The sequence below is a fragment of the Bacillus sp. SRL543 genome (assembly GCF_984799205.1).
The window spans coordinates 305,001-327,224 of sequence record NZ_OZ481794.1 but is presented as its reverse complement, the minus strand read 5'-3'; the positions used below and the strand labels follow the sequence as shown (position 1 = coordinate 327,224).

25 protein-coding genes (1 of these 25 cut by a window edge) are annotated in these 22,224 nt (G+C 43.5%); 5 read left to right on the top strand and 20 right to left on the bottom strand.

What is annotated here, in order from left to right:
• Nucleotides 1-13: 13 nt before the first annotated feature.
• From AC4E8B_RS01890 to AC4E8B_RS01855, 8 genes are all read right to left on the bottom strand, one after another.
• A complete protein-coding gene (locus AC4E8B_RS01890) occupies nt 14-244 on the bottom strand; it encodes a hypothetical protein (RefSeq protein ID WP_490216673.1) in 231 nt (76 codons plus the stop codon).
• Nucleotides 245-350: 106 nt separating this feature from the next.
• Nucleotides 351-1,289, bottom strand: a complete 939-nt coding sequence (locus AC4E8B_RS01885) for a type II secretion system F family protein (protein WP_490216672.1) — start codon at nt 1,287-1,289, stop codon at nt 351-353.
• A gap of 2 nt (nt 1,290-1,291) precedes the next feature.
• Nucleotides 1,292-2,218, bottom strand: coding sequence for a type II secretion system F family protein (locus tag AC4E8B_RS01880; RefSeq protein ID WP_490216670.1), 927 nt, complete (start codon nt 2,216-2,218; stop codon nt 1,292-1,294).
• A gap of 12 nt (nt 2,219-2,230) precedes the next feature.
• The gene (locus tag AC4E8B_RS01875; protein WP_490216668.1) at nt 2,231-3,556 is read right to left on the bottom strand and encodes a TadA family conjugal transfer-associated ATPase; all 1,326 of its coding nucleotides are present in this window, start codon (nt 3,554-3,556) and stop codon (nt 2,231-2,233) included.
• A 15-nt stretch (nt 3,557-3,571) separates the two neighbouring features.
• Nucleotides 3,572-4,732 carry a CpaE/TadZ family protein gene (locus tag AC4E8B_RS01870; protein WP_490216666.1) on the bottom strand — a complete coding sequence of 387 codons (1,161 nt, stop codon included), beginning with the start codon at nt 4,730-4,732 and terminating at the stop codon, nt 3,572-3,574.
• A 36-nt stretch (nt 4,733-4,768) separates the two neighbouring features.
• Entirely contained in the window at nt 4,769-5,563 is a 795-nt protein-coding gene (cpaB, locus tag AC4E8B_RS01865; protein ID WP_490216664.1) for a Flp pilus assembly protein CpaB, read from the bottom strand.
• 672 nt (nt 5,564-6,235) lie between these two features.
• Nucleotides 6,236-6,925: an N-acetylmuramoyl-L-alanine amidase family protein gene (locus AC4E8B_RS01860; protein WP_490216663.1), complete on the bottom strand. Its 690-nt coding sequence runs from the start codon at nt 6,923-6,925 to the stop codon at nt 6,236-6,238.
• A 202-nt stretch (nt 6,926-7,127) separates the two neighbouring features.
• Nucleotides 7,128-7,475 (bottom strand): sigma factor, encoded by a 348-nt coding sequence (locus AC4E8B_RS01855; protein WP_490216661.1) that lies wholly within the window; start codon nt 7,473-7,475, stop codon nt 7,128-7,130.
• Between the two features lie 164 nt (nt 7,476-7,639).
• On the opposite strand from AC4E8B_RS01855, the gene AC4E8B_RS01850 reads away from it, so the two are divergent.
• Complete coding sequence (locus tag AC4E8B_RS01850; RefSeq protein WP_490216659.1) at nt 7,640-8,824, top strand: DUF4317 domain-containing protein; 1,185 nt, start codon at nt 7,640-7,642, stop codon at nt 8,822-8,824.
• 56 nt (nt 8,825-8,880) lie between these two features.
• Here AC4E8B_RS01850 and AC4E8B_RS01845 read toward each other — a convergent pair whose 3' ends face one another.
• The 3 genes from AC4E8B_RS01845 to AC4E8B_RS01835 all read right to left on the bottom strand — a co-directional run bounded on the left by AC4E8B_RS01845 (nt 8,881) and on the right by AC4E8B_RS01835 (nt 11,054).
• Nucleotides 8,881-9,387 (bottom strand): complement C1q domain-containing protein, encoded by a 507-nt coding sequence (locus AC4E8B_RS01845; RefSeq protein ID WP_490216658.1) that lies wholly within the window; start codon nt 9,385-9,387, stop codon nt 8,881-8,883.
• 229 nt (nt 9,388-9,616) lie between these two features.
• Nucleotides 9,617-9,922: a hypothetical protein gene (locus AC4E8B_RS01840; RefSeq protein WP_490216656.1), complete on the bottom strand. Its 306-nt coding sequence runs from the start codon at nt 9,920-9,922 to the stop codon at nt 9,617-9,619.
• A 421-nt stretch (nt 9,923-10,343) separates the two neighbouring features.
• Nucleotides 10,344-11,054 (bottom strand): hypothetical protein, encoded by a 711-nt coding sequence (locus AC4E8B_RS01835; protein ID WP_490216655.1) that lies wholly within the window; start codon nt 11,052-11,054, stop codon nt 10,344-10,346.
• Between the two features lie 131 nt (nt 11,055-11,185).
• Here AC4E8B_RS01835 and AC4E8B_RS01830 point away from each other — a divergent pair, with 131 nt between their 5' ends.
• A complete protein-coding gene (locus AC4E8B_RS01830; protein WP_490216653.1) occupies nt 11,186-12,055 on the top strand; it encodes a helix-turn-helix transcriptional regulator in 870 nt (289 codons plus the stop codon).
• A gap of 306 nt (nt 12,056-12,361) precedes the next feature.
• Here the strand turns inward: AC4E8B_RS01830 and groL are convergent, their stop codons facing one another.
• Nucleotides 12,362-13,993: a chaperonin GroEL gene (gene groL, locus AC4E8B_RS01825; RefSeq protein WP_490216651.1), complete on the bottom strand. Its 1,632-nt coding sequence runs from the start codon at nt 13,991-13,993 to the stop codon at nt 12,362-12,364.
• Between the two features lie 57 nt (nt 13,994-14,050).
• On the bottom strand, nt 14,051-14,335 hold the full coding sequence (gene groES, locus AC4E8B_RS01820; RefSeq protein WP_101552863.1) for a co-chaperone GroES: 285 nt from the start codon (nt 14,333-14,335) through the stop codon (nt 14,051-14,053).
• A gap of 424 nt (nt 14,336-14,759) precedes the next feature.
• On the opposite strand from groES, the gene AC4E8B_RS01815 reads away from it, so the two are divergent.
• Together AC4E8B_RS01815 and AC4E8B_RS01810 are read left to right on the top strand one after the other, a co-directional pair.
• A complete protein-coding gene (locus AC4E8B_RS01815; RefSeq protein ID WP_490216649.1) occupies nt 14,760-15,491 on the top strand; it encodes a CPBP family intramembrane glutamic endopeptidase in 732 nt (243 codons plus the stop codon).
• Nucleotides 15,492-15,704: a YdiK family protein gene (locus tag AC4E8B_RS01810; RefSeq protein ID WP_490216647.1), complete on the top strand. Its 213-nt coding sequence runs from the start codon at nt 15,492-15,494 to the stop codon at nt 15,702-15,704.
• Nucleotides 15,705-15,724: 20 nt separating this feature from the next.
• On the opposite strand, the gene tatC is transcribed toward AC4E8B_RS01810, so the two are convergent.
• The 4 genes from tatC to moaC form a co-directional block, all read right to left on the bottom strand.
• Nucleotides 15,725-16,480, bottom strand: a complete 756-nt coding sequence (tatC, locus tag AC4E8B_RS01805) for a twin-arginine translocase subunit TatC (protein ID WP_490216646.1) — start codon at nt 16,478-16,480, stop codon at nt 15,725-15,727.
• Nucleotides 16,481-16,498: 18 nt separating this feature from the next.
• Entirely contained in the window at nt 16,499-16,678 is a 180-nt protein-coding gene (locus AC4E8B_RS01800) for a twin-arginine translocase TatA/TatE family subunit (protein ID WP_490216645.1), read from the bottom strand.
• Nucleotides 16,679-16,780: 102 nt separating this feature from the next.
• Nucleotides 16,781-17,449, bottom strand: a complete 669-nt coding sequence (locus tag AC4E8B_RS01795; RefSeq protein WP_490216644.1) for a redox-sensing transcriptional repressor Rex — start codon at nt 17,447-17,449, stop codon at nt 16,781-16,783.
• 41 nt (nt 17,450-17,490) lie between these two features.
• Nucleotides 17,491-17,973, bottom strand: coding sequence for a cyclic pyranopterin monophosphate synthase MoaC (moaC, locus tag AC4E8B_RS01790; RefSeq protein WP_490216643.1), 483 nt, complete (start codon nt 17,971-17,973; stop codon nt 17,491-17,493).
• A 141-nt stretch (nt 17,974-18,114) separates the two neighbouring features.
• Between moaC and AC4E8B_RS01785 the strand changes: the two genes are divergently transcribed.
• Nucleotides 18,115-20,034, top strand: a complete 1,920-nt coding sequence (locus AC4E8B_RS01785; RefSeq protein ID WP_490216642.1) for an ABC-F family ATP-binding cassette domain-containing protein — start codon at nt 18,115-18,117, stop codon at nt 20,032-20,034.
• Nucleotides 20,035-20,344: 310 nt separating this feature from the next.
• Here the strand turns inward: AC4E8B_RS01785 and tsaD are convergent, their stop codons facing one another.
• The 3 genes in view from tsaD to tsaB are tightly spaced (at most 4 nt apart) and all read right to left on the bottom strand, a layout consistent with a single transcriptional unit that may run on beyond the window.
• Entirely contained in the window at nt 20,345-21,364 is a 1,020-nt protein-coding gene (gene tsaD, locus AC4E8B_RS01780; RefSeq protein WP_490216640.1) for a tRNA (adenosine(37)-N6)-threonylcarbamoyltransferase complex transferase subunit TsaD, read from the bottom strand.
• Nucleotides 21,357-21,806 carry a ribosomal protein S18-alanine N-acetyltransferase gene (gene rimI, locus AC4E8B_RS01775; protein WP_490216638.1) on the bottom strand — a complete coding sequence of 150 codons (450 nt, stop codon included), beginning with the start codon at nt 21,804-21,806 and terminating at the stop codon, nt 21,357-21,359. The genes tsaD and rimI overlap by 8 nt, the downstream gene beginning before the upstream one ends.
• Nucleotides 21,807-21,810: 4 nt before the next feature.
• A protein-coding gene (tsaB, locus tag AC4E8B_RS01770) for a tRNA (adenosine(37)-N6)-threonylcarbamoyltransferase complex dimerization subunit type 1 TsaB (RefSeq protein ID WP_490216637.1) crosses the window boundary here: on the bottom strand, nt 21,811-22,224 show its 3' portion. 297 nt of this gene lie beyond the right edge of the window; 414 of the gene's 711 nt are visible here — the last part of the coding sequence; its start codon lies beyond the right edge, outside the window — the gene reads right to left on this strand; the stop codon is at nt 21,811-21,813.

Here is a 22,224-nt window from a genome sequence, read left to right as displayed (position 1 = left end):
TACTAAAACAAAATTAGTTCCCAATTGACTCGATCATATCTGAGATTTTCCCAACTATAGCACCTGCGAGACCGCTTCCCTGTCCACTCATCGCTCCGGCAACCGCAAACATTAATGCTACAACAACTGCTGCCAGCCCAACCCATTCAATTGTTGAAACACCTGCTTCATTTTGAACCTTGCTTTTTGCATTCGCATATAGCCCAATCACACAATTGTTCACTTTTGTTAACAGCGTTTTCATTATAAATTCCTCCTAATTTTTAGTTATCTATTAAATCCTTAATACACATTTATCCGGAACGAATAGTTTTCGGCATCACCCCTTCCAAGTTTCGGCATTAAGGATACTAAGTGGTGAAGAACTGTAACAAACTATTTTCACCGTAAATCATATTCAGCAGCACCAGCCCGATAATAAGCAGCATGATTAATGGAGCAATGATAAATGATGTGATCATTGTAACTTTAGGCGATGCTTTTGCTGCCTTTTCTTTCACCTGCTCCAAGCTGATTTTCCTTATATCCTCTGCCTGGCTTTTTAATGTCGAGGCCATTGGAACTCCTAATCTAGTGGCTTGAATTAATGACTTTATAAAGCTTTGGAACTCTTCGTTGTCATTTCTTTCGAGCAGGCCTCCATAGGCTTTTTCCCTGGGAACCCCTAATTCGATTTCCTGCAGGAATATGGAGAACTCCTCTTTTATTGGCCCTGAAAAATATTTAATGACTTCCTTTAAGGCACTATCCAGATTGGAGCCCGCCTGCAGACTGACACTAACGGTATCCAAAAAATCTGGAAGGTCACCCCTTAGCTGCTGCTGGCGTTTTTTTGCCTTGGAACGGACCAGGAGTATAGGAACGAAGAATCCGAAAATAGGAAGTGTCACAAACGCAATATTGGACAATGGAAGCCCTAATAATACCGTGAACAATCCAGCAATGAATCCAATAATCACACAAACAATTTTAAAACCTTGAAAGCGGCCAACTGTCATCTCAAATGGATTGCCTGCTTTCCTAAGAAGAGTTTGAATTTCAGCAGATTCGCTTAATAAGTTTACTCTCTCCCCAATTGTAGAAAAATCGTCTGCATATCTCGCTAAAAAAGTGATGACTTTTTCGGACCCACTCGTCCTCTTTGTAACGTCGAACGCAGAGGAAGCGGCTATTTCATCAATATGAAGCTTTAAAATCTCCTTTCTTTTGGCAAACTGATAAAGGTTAATTAATCCGAGAACTAGCGTCAGCCAACAAAGTATAACAGTAATCAAAATAATTGAATCCATAGCTACACCTTTATATTGGTAACAGCTCTTACCAGAATAAGAGCTACTGCCATCCCGATTATAAAGATTGTCATTAAAATAGCTCCTGGAACTGTGAATATAAGATCAATAAATCCATCCATAATATTATTCAGCATGAATAATAGAAAGATAGGCATCGCAGGCAGTATATATGAGACAAAACGCTGCTCTGCTGTTGCTGTTTTAATGGTTTGCCGCAAAATTTTCCGCTCCTCAAGTGTCTGCGCCATTTCATAAAGTACTTTCGTTAAGTTTCCGCCTGATCTTTTTTGGATCATTAATGCGGAAATAAAAAGCTTATATTCTCTCGTTTTAATCCTTTTTTCCATCTCGGCAAGAGCACGTTCAAAATCCAGCCCAAGCCTGATATTTTGCGTTAACACTTTAAATTCCTCTCTTGCGGGGGAATTTATTTCTGAAGCAACCACTTCCAGCCCCTGAGTAATGGTCATTCCTGATTTTGTAGCATTTCCAAGCAGTCTGCATACCTCTGATAACTGATTATTTAATTGCTCCGTATACTTATTTTTTCTGATGAAGAATATAAACCAGTATGCTGCAATCACTACCATGGAAGATATTCCCACACTTATGATTAACGGTATGTTGAAAAAGCCAAATAATAAAATCGACATCAGGAATCCGATAAATATGAGGATTGCATAAAACTCTGAAGGCAAAATAGGGATATTAGCCTGGACCAGCTTCTTTTTCAAATCCAGTGCATAATCTGTTTGATCAAACCGGTCCCCAACTTTTGCTATAAAACTGCTTCGCTGCTTTTCTGTTTTAAACAGTTCTTCGTATTTCTTTTGAATTTCCTTCTTCTCTTTCCTGTACCCAAGGTAGTTGTACATCCCCCAAATAAACAGCAGCACAGCTGCCCCGAATAAGACGGCACTTTCCATCAGGCTCACCTCCTATGCGGTAAATAGTGTATCTGGAATGTCAATTCCAAAGACCTTAATCCTTTCCAGGCACTTTGGCAGATGTCCCGTAGGGGTAAAATAGCCGTCCACCTGACCATTGCCCTTTAGGCCATTCCTTTTAAAAGTGAAAATTTCATTTATGATTATTTCCCCATCCTCATTACGATAAATCTCGCAGATAGAGGTGATCTTTCTTGTGCCGTCCGTCAGCCTGGAGCTTTGGACAATAATATCAAGGGCACCTACGATATACTCACGGATGATGCTTGAAGGAAGATCCATTCCTGCCATAATAACCATCCCCTCTACACGCCTAAGGGCATCAAATGGGGTATTGGCATGAACCGTAGTAATGGAGCCTTCATGTCCGGTATTCATAGCCTGCAGCATATCAAAAGCTTCAGCTCCACGAACCTCACCGACAATAATTCGATCCGGCCTCATCCTCAGGGAGTTTTTCACTAGGTGACGAATAGTTATTTCTCCTTCGCCTTCCATGTTTTCCGGTCTTGCTTCCATTCCTACAACATTTGGCTTATCCAAACGAAGTTCAGCTGAATCCTCGATAGTGATGACCCTTTCCTTAGCTGGTATGGAATTCCCAAGCACATTCAGCAGTGTCGTCTTCCCGCTTCCTGTTCCGCCTGAAATCAGTACATTTAACTTAGATTTTACGATGGCATCCAAGAAGACTGACATGTCATCATTTAAAGTTTCGAAGTTTAAGAGATCTGACATTTTGAAAGGGTCTTTCCGGAATTTACGTATAGAAACAAGCGGCCCATTCAAGCTGATTGGAGGAATGACAGCATTTACACGGCTCCCATCCGGAAGCCTGGCATCGACCATTGGAGAGCTGTCATCAATTCTTCTGCCCAGTGGAGCAACGATCCGGTCAATAACATGGCGGACATGACTGTCATCCCGGAACGAAATATGTGCAGGCTGCAGCTTGCCGAGCTTCTCAATATATATTTCTTTCGGTCCGTTAATAAGTATCTCTGTAATGGTGGCATCATTCAGAAGCGGCTCCAGGGGACCATATCCTATAGATTCATCAATAATTCTCGTGAGCAGCAGTTCCTTGTCATGCCTAGGAAGGATAATTTTTTCCTCACTCATATATTGGCTGATGAGCTGTTCAATTCTCAGCCTCATTTCGCCCTGCGGCAAATTCGTGAGGACCTCGAGATTAGCCTCCTTTAATATCCTTGTCTTATAATGGTCTACCAGTTCAGAGATATAATGATTTTCCAATAGTGCTCTGGAAGATGATCGGCTTGCCTTTTTTTCTGTTTTTTTCTCAAATAGTGACACAGGTCATCAACCCTTTTACTCTAAAATTTGGCTTACCCACTTTTTAATGGATTTTGTGAACGGGATAAGTTTCTTTTCTATGGCTTCTTTCCTGAATGGCTCGCTTTTATTAATATGGGCCTGAACCCCTTTGATATCCCGAGGAATTTTGTGGGCTATTGGATATTGGATGACACTTTTCAGATCTGCGGGTTTAATTTCATTCTCACGTCCAACCTCATTAAGAAGAAGTTCCATTCTGCCTTCTGTTTCAATTCCGAGCCTCAAAAATAACCCTTCTACCTGCTTTAGCATGCTTATTGATGGTGTATCCAGATTAAGAGTATAGTAAATTTTGTCAGACTCCTCTAAAGCAGAATAAGTATGCTCATTCATGGCTGTAGGCAAATCCACAAGCACAAAATCATAACTTCTCCGGCAAGTCCGCAATAAACGGGAAACAAAGCCTTCCGGCAGATTTTCCGCAACTTCGGCATCGCGCGGGCTCAGCAGAATTTCCAATTTGGAATATCTTTCCTTTTCTGATACATTTCGGATATGGCTTTCATTTAGTTCCTCGATTACAGGGAGCAGATCAGCCAATGACCTGTTTGATTCAATAGATAAGTAAGTTTCGACTCCGCCGAACTGGAGATTCAAATCAATTAAGATGACCTGGGCAGTAGATTCCAGCTTTAAAGTTTGAGCAAATGCGCTGGATATAATTGTTCTGCCGCTTCCTCCTTTTCCGCTGTAAAAAGAGAAGATCCTTCCCCTCCCCCTCTTAAACGACTGGCTTGTTGAAGCAGTTTCCGATAGCTGCTGCTTTCTTTGAACAGCCATCTGTATGATGCTGTCCAACCTTCCATACAGCATTGTATTTTCATCCGGCAGGACAAAATAGTCCACGACACCTGCTCTAGTAACATTTCTTAATAAGTCAAAGTCCTGCGAGAAAGCAATGAATACGATCGGAAGCATTGGGCTTGCCGCATGGATATAATCAATGGTATCTACAGTAGCTTCTCCCTCAGACTCAATCAAAAACACCAGGTCAGGCGCTAAGCGGTCCAGTTCAGTCCTGACCTCATTGTGGTTTATCGTCTCTACCTGTTTGAAATCAGTGAAAAGACCTCTGATACTTGTGAGTGATTGTTCTTCATCGCTTACAAGCAGAATCTTAATTTCGTCACCCATGTTCGTCCTCCATTATATTATCTGGTTGATTGGCCTTTAACTTCCAGCACCATTTGTTTTCTGCTGCTCTTCCTGTTTTTTCTTTTCTGCTGCAGCTTTTTGCTCTGCTGCTTTCTTATCTGCAGCTGCCTTCTTATCTGCAGCTGCCTTCTGCTCTGCTGACTTCTGTTCTGAAGCCTGGGCTTCGTCTGCCTCAGCGGCTTCCTCTTCTGCCGGCTCCTCTTTGCCTACATTGGCTTTTAGAATCCTCATACTATCTGCATAATTTTGCATGTGTATGACTTGTGGAGCGTCTTTATCTGCAATCTCCACAACAATTCCCTTAAACTTTTTATTGCTTTTAAGCACCGCTGCTACTGGAACGTCCTTCATAAATGTCTCTGTTACGGGCTTGTCATTAAATTTATGCGATACGATAATGTCAACCCTATCTAAAGCTTCCACCTGCTGATCGAAATTTACTTTATCTGACTGCGGAATCATCACAAGCCTATTATTCTCGTCCCTGACATTGGATACAGGCTTAATCATCGTTTTAGTAATAACATCCTCTCCAGCTACCGGTACAACTAGTACCTTATTAATTAAATCCTCAACATTGGTTACATGGGAATTGTTCACATACCGATTAGGGATTTCAACAGTTTTTACCTGCTCCCTCTCAATAAGGGTCCGTGAAGGTATATCACTGGCAGCTACATAAACCTCTGTCATTCCTCCTAGCTCCGCATTCAGCTCGCTGACTTTCTTTAATACGAAAAATCCCGCTGCTGCTGCTAATAAAACTGATACAAGAATAAATATGATAGCTCTCCTCTTCGACTCCAACATCCTGCGGCTTCTCTCCTATAGGTAATTTTTATTTTTATAAGAAAATATTTCCTGTAAATTCCCTACTATTTACCTCGTTTAAGCCTTTCTAAACCAGGTGAATTTCAAAAATTTTCTTTTTATGTACTATATATTAATCACGCGTTCACATTTCCGTCAAACTCGCTTCCGATTTTGTCGAAATTTGTCTGGAAGTATCTTCCTAGCACCTCTTTAAGTCGAGATTTTTTTCTGAGACAAAAGTTGGGCAGGCGAGCAGGTGAAGAGTTATATACCCATCTGAAAATTGTAATATTTTAGGTTGTTTTTTTTACAATTGTTAAAGTTTGTGAGTCTTTTGGATTATTTTTTAGGGAAATGTATCTAGAAACCATTTTGGCGACGAGATACCAGTTTAATTTTCTATACAAAAAGTTTATTTGGAGTAATCTTTCACTATATGTAATTGTTTGACTCTTTAAGAATATTTCCAGGTCAGCCAAAAGTCTGTGTTTCTCCAGTTATTGATTTGGCGTTTTAAAGACGCTGGCTTCTTAACTTAGTTAGAAAGGAGCACCTTCTCCAGGCAAAAAAAAGGCTCCCAATATTAGGGAACCTTTTCTTATTTCGAGTTTCTTCTATTAATATAGAATTAATCTCGAAGTAAAAATATATGATTTAAGATTACCAAGCTTATTTCACCCGCAGGCGCTGCCCCGGATGGATGGTATAGGCATTATCCAGGTTGTTCCAGGATTTAATCTGCTGAATGGTGTTTCCGTATTTTCTGCTTAAGGCATACACGGTATCCCCGTACTTAACTAAATGGTAGACTGGCTTATTCTTCTTGCGCAGATTGAAGGAACGTGCGATTCCATTCACATGTCCGCGAGCAATGCTCTCCAGATATGCGCTGCTCCTGAGCTTAGCCGTATCTGCCGGATTGTCAATAAAGCCGTTTTCTGTCAGAAGTGCCGGCATGTTCGATTCGCGGAGCATATGGAAATTGGCTTGTTTTTTTCCGCGGTCGGGAAAGCTTGTCTGCCTGATCACCTCTTGATGGATGATATTCTGATATGTTGCTGTCGTCCCCCCGGTTCCTGGATAGATATAATCCTCATATCCGGTGCCGCCGCCGGCATTTACATGGACTGAAAGCAGAAAGTCAGCTCCCCAGCTATTGGCGGCTTCTGTACGCTGCTGCAGCGTTATGGTCTGATCGCCGGTTCGGCTCATCCTGACAACCACCCCCTCATACTCATTAAGCAGGATAGACTGTATTCTTTTCCCAAGCTGGAGTGTGATATTTTTTTCCAGAAGCCCTGATCCTGTTGCTCCTGCATCAGTCCCCCCATGTCCCGGGTCAATAAAAATTTTCACCATCGTTTTCACCACCTCCTTATTATTTATGATAAAAAGCTTTAATTGGCTTGTACATATGGAGTGATGCTGCTGCTTTTTTTCATCCTTTGTTCCATAGCCTCTCAAAACCACTAATGCAAACCGATCATCATGAGTATACTTGTATATACCGATAGATGAAGTGTTGCAACAATAAAAAGGCTCGCCTCTAAGACGAGCTCATTTACCTACTCATTTTGAAAAAAGCCTTCCAGTTCATCCATTCTATCCCCATCCAGCATATGAAGGGGAGGATCCTCCGGAAGGCATTGCTTTTCAGCTCTTCCTTTGAACGGTTCACCGCGATCCGGTAGATCCCCGTTCTATAAGAGGAATGCTGCTTGAATGAATCTAAATGATGATAGCAGTTCACAAACACATCCTGGGCAATGTCTTCTGCGAGATTGATGTCCTTCACATAAGTAAAAGCGATTTTTTTCACCATGTCCCCGTAAGCGTCCATAAGATCTGCCAGTATATCTTCCTTGGCCTCTGCATCTTGCTGTGCCGATAAATGAAGCTCATAATTCAACCTATTAGCACCTCCCCCTTTGGAAAAATTCAACCGTTAGACGACAGGAATGGAAAAGGTTTCAAAAAGTTATATTTTCAGTTTGAACAAGAGGATTTCACTATGGCCCGTTATTTGTTATCCTAGTACATATGCCAATGAAGGCAGCTTAGGAGTGTAAAAATATGAATAAAAAAGACATCGCCCAAATTCGGAAGCAGTTCAAAATTAATAATGATCTGCTTAAAATCTCCGATATTTTTAATGTGTATATCATGAAGGATTCCAGTGACATTTTTCATTATCAGAGCCAGCCTTTTGAAATGCTGGATCAGGAGCAGCAGGAGCTGTTTCTGCACAATTTTAAAAAAATGCTCGCCGGCCAGCTCGATGAAAAGCTCTTTGAATTGAAGTTCCAGCGCGATGCGGACAACAGCAGCCAGCTGATCCTCCATCAAGGGCTGCTGAGCAGCGATGTAGAAGGCTGGGCAGAGCAGATGCTTAAGATTGTGGAAAAGCTGCTTGCAGTCCGGCAATATGAAAAAGATATCGTCATCACATTCATCCGCGGGGAATATTACAAGCCGACGAAGCGCCGCAACGATGAAGCAGAGGAAAGCGGACGGGATACCGTCTATTCCCACCCATTCATTCTCTGCAGCATCAATAACACCCAGGAGCCGAAGAAGGAACTGCTTTTTGATTATGTTGAAAAAGAGTTCAGATACCACTTTGTCATGGATCCTATCATCAACCTCAATGCCCCGCTCTCCGGGTTCTTATTTCCATGTTTCACCGACAACGCGGCAGATGTCAACCACATTCTCTATTCTGCAGGCAAGGTCCACGAGCCGGATCACCTGTTCATAGAAGATGTGCTTAATGGCGAAGAAACCATGACAGCCCAGGATGATAAAATTGTCTTTGAGGAAATCATTAAGGACGTTACAGGAGATCAGCTGAGCACCTCTGCGCTCTCGACGGTCTATGAGGAAATCAACCGCATGATCGTGGAAAATGAAGAGGAAGAGCCGCCAAAGCTCGACTCCAAAGACGTAGAACGTGTTCTCAAAATGAGCGGCTTTGAAGATATCGATACCGAAAAGGTTGAATCTTCCTATCAAAAGATCATTGACGACGACAAATACGAAATCAAAGCCAGCAGCGTCCTGCCGAAATTCACATCAAAATCCATAAAAATCAGCACCAAAGTCGCCAACATCTCCATCAGCCCCCCAGACCTGCGCTACGTGAAGCAGATTGTGGTGGATGGCAAACGCTATCTGATGATTGAGGTGGAGGAAGAGACTGTGATTGAAGGGTTTACGATGATTCCGGAGGCTTTTGGCGGTGGCGATACAGAAGAATAGGAGTAAATAAAACCCGGTTCCTTTTGAGGAGGAACCGGGTTTTGTTTTTAAAACTGTTAATGCAAGTCAATAAGCCTTGCTGCTGAGAAAGCATTAACACCGCTTCCAGGAACAGAAGGCGGGACTCTGCCTGAGACTGAACTTTGCAGGAAAACCTCTACACAGTCATCTGCCTCCAGCTTTAGTATAGCAGTGACTCCGACGGCATTGATGAATTGAACGCCAGCGCCCCAGAAATCGTTGTCTGCTGCCTCAAAAGGCTGGCCATTCACTTGTATTTCCACTCTCGCCCTATAGTTCTGATTAAAGTTCTCCGGTTCAAATCCAACCGTTGCTGTGATCAAATATACTCCATCCTTGCGCGGTTCAAAAATAGATGGCCCTGGCTCGTATTCCCGGCCGAGGTCGAACTCTTCCTCATCAAAATACACTTTCACCGATTGGTTCGCTTCAACAGGCTGGGCTGTTGTATTGATTGCCCGGAAAGCCGACTCCCTTTTGCCTTTGTAAGGAACGCACCCTTGGTTGTCATTGGAGCCGCTTTTTTCTTGATTTTGACCCATACCTCACTCACCTCCAAGCATCACATGATTAGGCTTATCAAAAGCCTTCCAATTATCATATGCGCATGGCCGGTGAGTGGCAGGGGGGTTGTCCATTGTGAGGCTTAAATTGGTTGGATGACACTGTAAATTTGGGGAAATAGAGATTAACTAAGCAGTGGTTTCAGTGGATTTTAGCAGGTGTTTTCCAAGGAGGAGATAACATCATCCATCATCTTATTGAATATCATCAGCCAAAATAAACTTTTACACTCCCTTCTTTTTTTGCTGTTTCCAGACAGTTTGATAAAAACTCCGAAATTTGTTTTTTATCCAGGGAATCTCCAATGTTATATGATTCATTGTAACTGCTGAATGCCTTTTCCGTTTGTTGTACAGAGATAGCAGCACTCCCGCCTGATCCGCTCACTCCAGCATAGAATTTGTCTGCATCAAGCAAGTGGTACAGTATAACGGCATTATGGTTACCCATGTTAAAACGTGCATAAGCAACTTCATTCCCAGCAGCATCAAACGCAAAAATATCATGTCCCATAAAAAACCTCCTTAGATTAATAATCAACTTACACAGAAATAGATACATAGCAGAGAGTGCTCATAGAGCATAATAAGGATCATAATAAGGTTATATTGGACATCACTCCTTTCAAGCTAAGTAACAACAATGCTTGATTAAAAAATACAGAATAAAGTGGAAACGTAACTAATGATATTGGGAGATTTCAAAAATGCTATGGCGGGTTATCTAACAGTGGTATTCCTGATTGGGGAGTGAGCTTTCAATAGAGGAGCAGGGATAACTCTATGATAATTCCATTCAAAAACAATTGTCAATTATAACCAAAAGAAAATATGAAACTTCCAATAGTCAACAAGGAATTTAGAAGCTTCCCAGAAGTTCAGTGAACTTTTAAGAAACTTCCTTTAGAACCCGTATCAGCAATCCTACTTCATTTTCAATCAAGGGCTTGAGGGGTTTGGTATACTTTGCCGTCCGTAAGCTTACTCTGCTTAATTCTCCTGGGTTCTGACCAAATAGCATATCCCAGCCAAATAAGAGCCACTCCCATTGGTAATGCCAATATCCTATCGAAGGGGTGCGGGATTACGGCTGCAGCAAAAGTGATCACAGCAGCAAAGGATAGTAAAGCACCTGCCATGCGCGGGAATATCCCCGCACGGAAGGTGGCCATTCCAAATAAGAGTCCGCCGAGGGCATACAGAAGCGCAGCTATTGGGGCTAGTATGGGAAAAATCCCAAGATTCACTGTGCTTGCAGTTCCGCCAAATATCCCTACTATTCCCTCTACAAACTCAGGAGCATCATTAATAAGCAGCGGCAAAACGAAAGCCTCATTAAAGCTGAAGTTCATGGAAATCAACCAGAATAGATTGAATAAAATACAACCAAACAGCCCAAGCCACCCTGCTTCTTTCGCTTGTCTCGTATAGATTCCTGTAATCCCTATCAGACTGAAGAGAGACATAATGCTGGTAGTACAAGCGATGACTGCCCATTGGCTTGTGCCAACAGATGAGATATGATCCTCTGGGTGGATAAACTGAATACCTGTATATAACATCCCTGCCATGATGGCAAAAAGACCTGCCCACCGCATCAAACTTTTCCCCGTAATTTCTCGCTTTTTCTTATTTTCATGAATCATGTGGTTCCCTCCCATTTTTTATCTTCACTCCTAGCGTAACTGCAAAATTCTGAATAATTCTAGTTATTGCAGCTATAAACGGCATATAATAAGTTAGGCATGCATTTCAGGATAAAAATTGAGGTGGCGACTTGGAACATTATGAAGTAATTGAAGGATCTTTATTGTATATTGAAGACAATCTGCATCAGCCATTATCATTGGAGTCTGTTTCAAATTCCTTTAATATGTCAAAATATTATTTTCATAGACTTTTTTCTGCCATGATGGGCTGCTCTTTAAACCAATACATCTTATCAAGAAGATTGAATGCATCTGTTCAATACATCCAAAATGAAAAATTATCATTAACAGATATTGCGCATCAGCTAAACTTTGGAACCTCATCATCCTTCACCCGTGCATTTAAAAGCCATTATGGCATCACCCCAAGCTCTCTTAGAAAATACGGCAGTGCCATAACACTAAAAGAGATTCCTCCAGTAATTAAAAGAGCTATTAAAAACATCAATGGAGATATCGTTGCTGACTTTACACTGACAGATTTTAAATCTGCGCAAATAAGCGGGGTAGCATTCGAAGTCGATTTAGCAGAAAGTGATTATAAAGAAGTGATTCGGTCTTATTCACGAATGATCGTGAACAGCATTGATGACACCATCAGCAGCCCATGTTATATCATCTATTCCAATTGCCAGCCAGACTCAACCAAGTTCAAGGCTCTAGTGGGGATCCCACAGTACCTAAAAATCAATCAGCCAAATTATTTCACAGTAGATGTTCCGCCATTCTTTTGCGCTCAGTTTAGATATTCTGGTGACCTGCTGGATATCGGGGATGTCTTCATTACTGACTTTGCCCGATTTTTAAAGATTTCGAAGCAGGAAACAGAAGAATCCGACATTGAACTTATTCAAATGTTTGAGAATATTCACCACCTTGATTCTTCCTATCATATATCCGTACCAATCAAAAAACTCACCAGCGATTACGTCGATTAATACCTGACTGCATATGTTAAAAACTTGTTGTTCTTATAAAAAGGATACCATCACAACTGCAGGGAAACTTTCCAAATCTTGCTGTAAATAGTTTTTTTAAAAACAAAAGATGCCTTCCTGTTATTAGAAAGCATCCGCATACGTGTTTTTTTAGCAAACAACAGATCCAGCGAACCTGGCTGAATTTAAATAAAAAAAGGCTTTTCATAAGTTTGGATAAACTAATGAAAAGCCTTTTTTTATGATGTTAGCTTTTGTTGGAAAATCTTTTCAAGACCCTTAAATTTCAAGGGCTTGAGGGCATGATTACATCATGCCGCCCATTCCGCCCATGCCGCCCATATCAGGCATTGCAGGGCCGGCATTTTCTTCCGGCTTGTCAGCAACTACAGCTTCTGTAGTCAGGAACATAGCCGCAACAGATCCAGCGTTTTGAAGGGCATAACGAGTTACTTTAGTTGGGTCAACGATACCGGCTTCGATCATGTTTACCCATTCGCCAGTAGCAGCGTTAAAGCCAGTGCCTACGTCTTCGCGCTTCAGGCGGTCAACGATGACAGAGCCTTCAAGGCCAGCGTTGTGAGCGATAGTGCGTACAGGCTCTTCCATTGCGCGGAGCACGATGTTGATGCCAGTCGCTTCGTCGCCTTCAGCTTGAAGGGAAGCTACTTTATTGTATACATTCAGAAGGGCAACGCCGCCTCCGGAAACGATTCCTTCTTCTACTGCAGCACGAGTAGAGTTCAGGGCGTCTTCGATGCGAAGTTTACGCTCTTTCAGTTCAGTTTCAGTTGCAGCTCCAACCTTGACAACTGCTACACCGCCAGCCAATTTAGCCAGGCGCTCCTGCAGCTTTTCACGGTCGAATTCGGAAGTTGTTTCTTCCAGCTGGACGCGGATTTGGTTCACGCGGCCTGCGATTTGAGCGCTGTCTCCAGAACCTTCAACGATTGTTGTGTTTTCTTTGGAAACAACTACTTTAGAAGCGCGTCCTAGAGAGTCGATTGTTGCAGACTTAAGGTCGCGTCCAAGCTCTTCAGTGATTACTTCACCGCCAGTAAGGACAGCAATGTCTTCAAGCATAGCTTTGCGGCGGTCGCCGAAGCCAGGAGCTTTAACAGCAACAGCATTGAATGTGCCGCGGAGTTTGTTCACTACAAGTGTAGCAAGCGCTTCGCCTTCCACATCTTCAGCTACAAGCAATAATGGCTTGCCTTGCTGTACAACCTGCTCAAGGACAGGAAGGATTTCCTGAATGCTTGTGATCTTTTTGTCAGTGATCAGGATGTATGGATTTTCAAGAACAGCTTCCATTTTGTCAGAATCAGTTACCATATAAGGAGATGCGTATCCGCGGTCGAATTGCATACCTTCGACAACATCCAATTCAGTTGTGAAGCCTTTTGATTCTTCGATTGTGATAACGCCGTCGTTTCCAACGCGCTCCATTGCTTCTGCGATCAATTGGCCGACTTCATTGTCAGCAGCAGAAATGGCAGCAACTTGTGCAATGGACTCTTTGCCTTCGATTGGCTTTGAAATGGCTTGAAGCTCTTCTACAGCAGCTTTAACCGCTTTTTCGATACCTTTGCGGATACCCATTGGGTTGGCTCCTGCTGTTACGTTCTTAAGGCCTTCGCGGATCATAGCCTGTGCAAGGACAGTTGCAGTTGTTGTACCGTCACCGGCAACATCATTAGTCTTGCTTGCTACTTCAGCTACAAGCTTTGCACCCATGTTTTCGAATGCGTCTTCAAGCTCGATTTCTTTTGCGATGGTAACACCGTCATTTGTGATAAGAGGTGAACCGAATTTCTTCTCAAGAACCACGTTTCGCCCTTTAGGTCCAAGAGTAACTTTTACCGCATTTGCAAGGGAATCCACTCCGCGCAGCATCGCGCGGCGGGCTTCTTCACTAAACTTAATCTCTTTAGCCATTGTAAAAAAACCTCCTCAAGTTTTATGGTGTGTATAGTGTCCGGCGTACGGGGGCTGTTAGCCTACAATTGCCAGGATATCGTTTTCGCGCAGAATTAAGTATTCTTTGCCTTCGTACTTCACTTCTGTACCGGCATATTTTGAGAAGATAATCGTGTCGCCAGCAGCAACTTCCAGCTCAACACGCTCGCCGTTTTCAAGAACGCGCCCTGTACCTACAGCAACAACCTTGCCTTCCTGAGGCTTCTCTTTAGCTGTGTCTGGCAGTACGATGCCGCTTGCAGTCTTTTCTTCCGTTTCAACAAGCTCGATAATAATACGATCACCTAGTGGCTTTAACAAGTGAAACAACCTCCTCAAATCTTTTATGTAGTAATTTATTAGCACTCTCATCTAATGAGTGCTAACACAATTATTATATTAATGAATCTTCACTTTATTTGCAAGTGGGATGCACAAAAATTTTTGTTAAAAATGTACTGCTGCTTCCATATATAAGGATGCGTTAAACTTTACTGTTGATTTTGGTTCATCCAGCTTCCGGCACAGCTGAAAGGTATGTAAAAGCTGCTTTTCACACGAATGAGCACAAAATCAACATGGGACACTAACAAAGCCATGTAAAAATGGCCAACCCTTTAAGTATATGAAGCAGCAGGTGTTCATATTCCATTTTTTCATTACGGCACCATCTTATTTGTGATAAATGCCCATTATTAGTAGAATGGTATGTATGGCATGTTTTTAGATAAAGGAGAATAAACTTTTGAAGAATGAATATTGGATCATCCTGATTGTTTATATAGGCATGCAGTTTTCAAGCTTCCTTGGCGTTCCGCTTTTTATTTTTGCCGGGACGACCTTTGCCGGCAGCCATGAGGAAGTAGAGGCGCTGTCTGTCGCCTACTGGCTTGTTTTCAGCTTTACAGTTGCCCTGATATTGGTGCTCTTCCTGCTGCGGAAGGAATTCAAATCAAAGGAGACGCTTGACCGCAATGCTTCGTCCCCTCTAGCTTCCATCGCCTGGGCAGTTGCCGGTGTGTTCCTGGCCTTGTTTTCACAGTCGCTTGCAGCTAATATCGAAAATCTGATCGGCATTGAAATGGGCTCTGAAAACACCCAGCAGATCATCAGTATCATCGAGACTCTGCCGCTTGTCGTGATTGTCAGCAGCATCATCGGCCCGATCCTGGAGGAAATCGTCTTCCGGAAGGTCATTTTCGGCGCCCTTTACAAAAGGATGAACTTCTTCCTAGCGGCCCTGATCAGCTCGGTGATTTTTGCGTTTGCGCATTTTGAGCCTGAGCATGTGCTCCTGTATTCTGCAATGGGCTTCACATTTGCGTTCCTGTATGTGCGGACCAAGCGGATCCTTGTCCCGATTTTTGCGCATGTGTCGATGAATACATTGGTAGTCATCATTCAAATGAATCAGGATAAAATACAAAAGTGGATTAATGAAATGGAACAAATTCAAAGCTTTATTGGGGGACTTTAAATGAGGCAGTCACCATTGTTTTCCGGGTTCATCTATATATTCCTGGGCGTGCTGTTCACTTACTTCGCAATCCAGAATATCAGTGAAACCGGCGAATGGGGATTTTTTACGTATCTGCTCGTGCTTCTGGCAACTTTTGACTTTGGATCAGGCCTTCGGATGATTGCCTTTCACTATAAGATCAAACAAATTAAAAATAACCAAAAAAAATGAGCCTGGAATGAGGCTCATTTTTATTTGGCTTCCATTTCTTTTGCCTGCGTCTCTTCGGCCTCCAGCACTTTCTTATACGAAAACCTGGAGATGAAAATGCTCAATTCATACAAAAGCAGAAGCGGCACTGTTACCATCATATGCGACAGCAGCTCAGGCGGCGTAATGAACGCCGCAATGACAAGGAGCACAAAATACGCATATTTCCGGATGCTCGACAGGAACATCGGTGTGACAATGCCAAGCCTGGTCAGGAACATGATGACAACAGGAAGCTGAAAAAGGATCCCGAATGGAATCGTCAGCTGGAACAGGAACTGAAAATACTCATTGATCCCAATCACCTGATTGATATCAAGCCTGTCCGCAATCCGGGTCATAAAGTCCACAACAAACGGAAAAAGAACAAAATATGAAAATGACACTCCGCTGATGAACAGTATCACAGATACAGGAATATAGCTCAGTGTGACCTTCCGTTCCTTTTCATATAGTCCCGGACTGATGAACGCCCAGAATTGATAAAGGATAACCGGAGACGTCAGGACAAAGGCTATGATAAAGGCAAACTGCATATAGATCTTCACGGGATCTGTCAGGCGGAATGCATTCATCGTCAGGTCCTTCGCTTCGTCGGCACCCTGCAGGTACACGATCAGGGGTTCGGCAAGGAAAAAGCCTAAAATCATCGCGCAGAACAAGAAAACGACTGTCATGACAAGCCGTTTTCTTAATTCGCCTATATGTTCGTAAATTGTCATATCTTTATGACTCATACATAAAACATCCTTATGTTACTTAACTTCTTTTTTCTTCTCATCATCTTCGTCATTCATAAGCCCTTTGGTAGCGGATTTGAATTCACGAAGGGTATTGCCGGCAGCTTTTCCAAGCTCAGGCAGTTTCTTCGGTCCGAAAATCAGCAAAGCGACAAAAACAATAAGCAAGAGGCTTCCCATTCCTAAATTCATCATTGCGCCTCACCTCCCTTTATCTATCATATTGATGATACCACTAACGCCTGTATAATTCTATCCGTAATGCTAACTTTGCTTTAATTGTCACATTCCGGAATCTTACTCTTCTGCTTCTGCTCCCTGCATGACTTCCATCGGATAATGCTTCAGGAAATAGACAAGCGACTGCAGTTCCACAGCCAGGTCGATATGATGTACTCTGATGGCAGAAGGAACTGTAAGCCTTGCTGGTGTAAAATTGAGTATTCCCTTGATGCTTCCCTTTACAAGCCTGTCCGTTATAGCCTGGGCAACAGGCGCCGGAACTGTCAGAATGGCGACTTTAATAGCATGCTCTTCAGATATTCTTTCCAGATCATCCATATGGAAAACAGGCACCCCGCCAATATCTGTCCCTACTTTTCCAGCATCGACATCAAATGCCGCTTCAATCTTTGTATTATTATTTTTCAGGAAGTTATAGTTTAAAAAGGCAGTCCCCAGATTGCCGACCCCGATGAGGGCAACCTTTGTCACTTCATCCTGGTCCAGCGTCTTTCGGAAAAAAGACAGCAGATAGTTAACATTATAGCCATAGCCTTTTTTCCCAAGCGCACCAAAGTAAGAAAAATCTCTTCTGATAGTAGCAGAATCCACCTTCACAGCTTCACTGAGCTCCGCCGAGGACACTCTCTGTTTCCCTGAAGAGTGGAGATTTTTTAAGAATCGATAATACAGCGGCAGTCTTTTTGCCGTTGCCTGCGGTATTTTTATGGCTTCATTTGACATAGCTTTTCCCCCACCCTGCTGATTTCTATTGTATTTGTCTGCTATTCTTTTTTGAAGTCCCCATTTTTTCCGCCCGTCTTTTCAACAAGATAGGTCTGGCCGATGATCATTCCCTTATCAAGCGCCTTGCACATATCATAGACCGTCAGCGCACAGGCACTTGCTGATGTCAGCGCTTCCATTTCAACTCCAGTGGATCCTTTGGTCCTCACCTGGGCAGAAATATTCAGCCGGTAATCTTCTTCTGTTTTTTCCCATCCAAAAGAAATATCGATGCCGGTCAGCGGAATGGGATGGCACATAGGAATGATTTCCCACGTCTTTTTGGCGGCCATGATGCCAGCTACCTGGGCCACTGCCAAAACATCGCCTTTTTTCATGCTGTTGCCGGTTATTTTTTCGTATATTTCACTATTAACCGTTATACTTGAGTGGGCGGATGCAGTCCGGACACTTTCGGGCTTGCTGCTGACATCCACCATGCGGGCTCTGCCCTCTTCATTAAAATGTGTGAACTCTGACATTCATAAACACCTCTCTACAGAATCATACACTATTTTAAATGGGTATGTAAGCAATATTGTTTGATGTTTCACAAATTTCATCTTATTGCTGTGAGGGATTGAATGCGATACACTAACCTTTAGAATACAGAGGTGAGAACAATGATTTTACTTCAAGTTAATCAGCTGTCAAAGTACTTTGGCGCTGACTTGATTTTATCGAATATAAAGCTTGAGGTGCAAACGCGCGACCGGATCGCCCTGGTAGGCAGGAACGGGGCTGGCAAATCGACGCTGCTGAAAATAATAGCGGGGCATATGTCCCATGACTCTGGCGAAATCATCAAGCCGAAGGATGTTTCCATAGGCTATCTTGCACAGAATACAGGGCTTGAATCAGCCCTTTCCATATGGGATGAAATGCTTTCAGTCTTCAAGGGCCTCCGGGAGATGGAAGCCGAGCTACGCCGGCTGGAACAAAGTATGGCAGATCCCGGCATATTTAATGATCCTGCCTCCTACGAGAAGATCCTTAAAGAATATGATCTGCTGCAGGTGCAGTTCAAGGAACAGGGAGGGTATCAGTATGAGGCCGATATCCGCTCTATCCTGCACGGGCTGAATTTTCATTCCTTTAGTTATGATACAAGCATATCAGTCCTCAGCGGCGGGCAAAAAACAAGGCTGGCACTGGCCAAATTGCTGCTGACCAAGCCTGATATCCTGATCCTGGACGAGCCAACCAACCATCTGGACATTGAAACCCTATCGTGGCTGGAGCAATATCTGCAGGGCTATGAGGGAGCCATACTCATCGTTTCCCATGACCGGTACTTCCTTGATAAGGTCGTCACACAAGTATATGAAATAACCCGTCAGCAGATCTCCAAATTCCCTGGCAACTACAGCTACTATTTGGAGAAAAAAGCCGAGAACTATGAAAGGGATATGCGCCAGTTTGAGAAGCAGCAGGAAGAAGTGGCCAAGCTGCAGGACTTTATACAGCGAAACCTGGCACGCGCCTCTACAACCAAGCGGGCGCAGAGCCGGAGGAAGAAGCTTGAAAGGATGGAGCTGCTGGACAGGCCGCTCGGCGATGAAAAATCAGCCGCTTTCAGCTTCGATATTTCAAAGCAGACCGGCAATGATGTATTGAAGGTCAATTCCCTTGAGGTCGGATATGATGGGAATAAGGTTTCTGAAAATATCTCTTTCCGGATGTCCCGTGGAGACAGTGCCGCACTCGTTGGGCCAAATGGCGTCGGGAAGTCCACCCTGCTGAAGACCATCATTCAAAAACTGCCGGCAATCGGCGGCAAAATCGATTATGGATCAAACGTAGAGATTGGCTACTATGACCAGGAGCAGGCTGAGCTGAAGTCCAACAAACGCGTCCTGAATGAATTATGGGATGAATATCCGCTCCACAATGAAAAAGAAATCCGCACCGTACTCGGCAATTTCCTTTTCTCAGGCGACGATGTCCTGAAGCCTGTTTCCGCTTTGAGCGGAGGCGAAAAAGCCAGGCTCGCCCTGGCGAAGCTGATGATGCAGAAAGCCAACGTCCTGATCCTTGACGAACCGACAAACCATCTGGATCTCGACAGCAAGGAAATACTTGAAAATGCCCTGATAGATTATCCGGGCACCATCTTATTTGTATCTCATGACCGCTATTTTATCAACCGGATTGCGTCCAAAGTATTAGAGCTGGAAAACAGCGGAGCAACCGAATTCCTCGGGGATTATGACTATTATGTCGATAAAAAGCAGGAGCAGGCTGAGCTTCTGGCCTTGGAGACAATCAAAATAGAGACTGCTGCACCTCTAAAAACAGATAAGCAGTCATATATGCAGGATAAAGAAACAAAGAAGCTTGAAAGGCAGAAAATGCGAAGGCTTGAAGAGATCGAAACACGGATCGAACAGCTGGAATCATCCATTGAAGATTATGAACAGCAGCTTTGCGAGCCAGAAATCTATCAGGACCATGAAAAAGTTTTAGCCATCACTAAGAACAACAGTGAGGCTAAAGAAGAACTCGAACTGCTCATGGAAGAATGGGCTGAGCTTGCTGAATAGGCTTTCATTTTAATCAACAGAACCAGGCGTCCACAGCCTGGTTCTTTATTTATGTTATTCACAATTTTATTCACAGACAGAGTGTATATTTAACTGTATTCCACAGGCTTTTCCACATTATCCACAATTAAAGATGTTTTTATCCACATTATACACAGTTTTAACATATTTCCGATTAGTTATCCACAGGTTGTGGCAGTTGGCGATAGATTCAGAAAGTTGAATCTGTTGATAAAGTGATATGGAGGTTTTTAATTTAAAAAAAGCCGGCTTAGCCCCTGTTGGGTACTAAGTCGGCTTTAGCGTGTTTTTAGTTATGAAGAGAGAGGTCCAATCCTGGATTGGCGTTAAGTGCAAGATCTGACCGGATCCCTTTCTCATACAAAATGGTGCCTGCAGCCGCAATCATAGCTGCATTATCGGTACACAGCGATAGCGGAGGGATCACCAGCTCGGCCTCCTGACTGCTGAATTCCTTTTCCAGGGCAGCGCGCAGCCCTTTGTTGGCAGCCACTCCGCCGGCAAGCAGCAATTGCTTCACCCCGTACTCTTTAACGGCTTTCACCGTTTTGGTTACAAGCACATCAATGACACTTTCCTGAAAGCTTGCAGCCAAGTCTTCAGGCGAGAGTTTGATGCCTTTCTGTTCCGCATTGTGTACGGTATTGATCACAGACGATTTAAGACCGCTGAAGCTGAAATCATAAGACCCTTCCTCCAGCCAGGCCCTTGGGAACTGGATGGACGGGCTTCCCTCATGGGCAAGGCGGTCAATATGCGGACCGCCGGGATAAGGCATTCCAAGGATGCGTGCAACTTTATCGTAAGCTTCCCCTGCCGCGTCATCACGCGTTTCCCCGATTACCTCAAAATGCCCATGCTCTTTCATATATACCAACTCTGTATGCCCGCCTGACACCACAAGCGATAAAAGCGGGAACTTCATTTCTGTTATCAGGCGGTTGGCATAAATATGGCCAGCAATATGATGGACGCCGATCAGCGGCTTATTATGTGCAAAAGCGAGGGCTTTGGCAGCGTTCACCCCGATGAGCAGTGCTCCCACAAGACCTGGCCCTTCTGTTACAGCAATCGCATCTATTTCCTTTATGGAAACCCCGGCCTGCTGCAATGCTTCTTCCAGCACAAGTGTGACCTGCTCCACGTGATGGCGGGAAGCAATTTCGGGTACAACGCCCCCAAAGCGCTTATGGCTTTCTATTTGCGATGCCACTATATTTGACACAATTTCTGTTCCATTTTTTATGATTGCAACAGCTGTTTCATCACAGCTTGTCTCAATTCCCAGGATTAAAGTATCTTTACTCATCTAATTTCACCCACATTACAATCGCATCTTCCTGATTGTCTGTATAATAGTTTTTTCTTATGCCGCCATTTTGAAATCCGAGCTTTCGGTACAATGACTGTGCAGCGATATTCGTAACCCTCGCTTCAAGTGTCATGGTGACGGCCCCCAGCTCTTTGGCTGCTTCCATCATCTTCTTCATCAAAGCCTCGCCAAGCTTCTTTCCCCTATACTCCGGAAGGACGGCTATATTCGTCACATGTGCCTCATCAACAACGATCCAAGCGCCGCAGTAGCCTATTACAGCATCATCTTCCTCCATTACAAGATAGACCGCAAACTGATTATTGGCCAGTTCATTGGTAAAAGCATCCCTGCTCCATGGAAGAGTAAATGATTTATGCTCAATGACCATAACCTGGTCTATATCTTCCTCTGTCATAAAACGAAAAGAATACCCCATAATCCTATCGACCGGCTTCCGGATTATTATTGCTTTCCAGCCATTTCGCTTCCGCCTCTGCCAAACGGATATAGTTTGGGACAAATTTGTGGATATCCACACTTTCTTTGTCTTTCCCTAACAGCGCAAGTTCAGAAGGACGGGGATTATAGTCTGTAATGCCTGCAAATCTTGCCTGGCCTCCAAGCGTATGTGCAATTACTTCTTTGTGGACAGGAACATCATTGCCTGTAAACAGGATAGATTCATCGTATTGCTTCAGCCTATCTGCCCAATCAGCCGATAATAACAGCTGATCCTTAACAACGCTCACAAGGCTGCCCTTTTCATATCGGTAAAGGCCGGTATATACCTGGCCTCTTCTGGCATCTGTCAAAGGAGATACAAGTCCATCGAAATAACGGCCTGCAGACGCTGC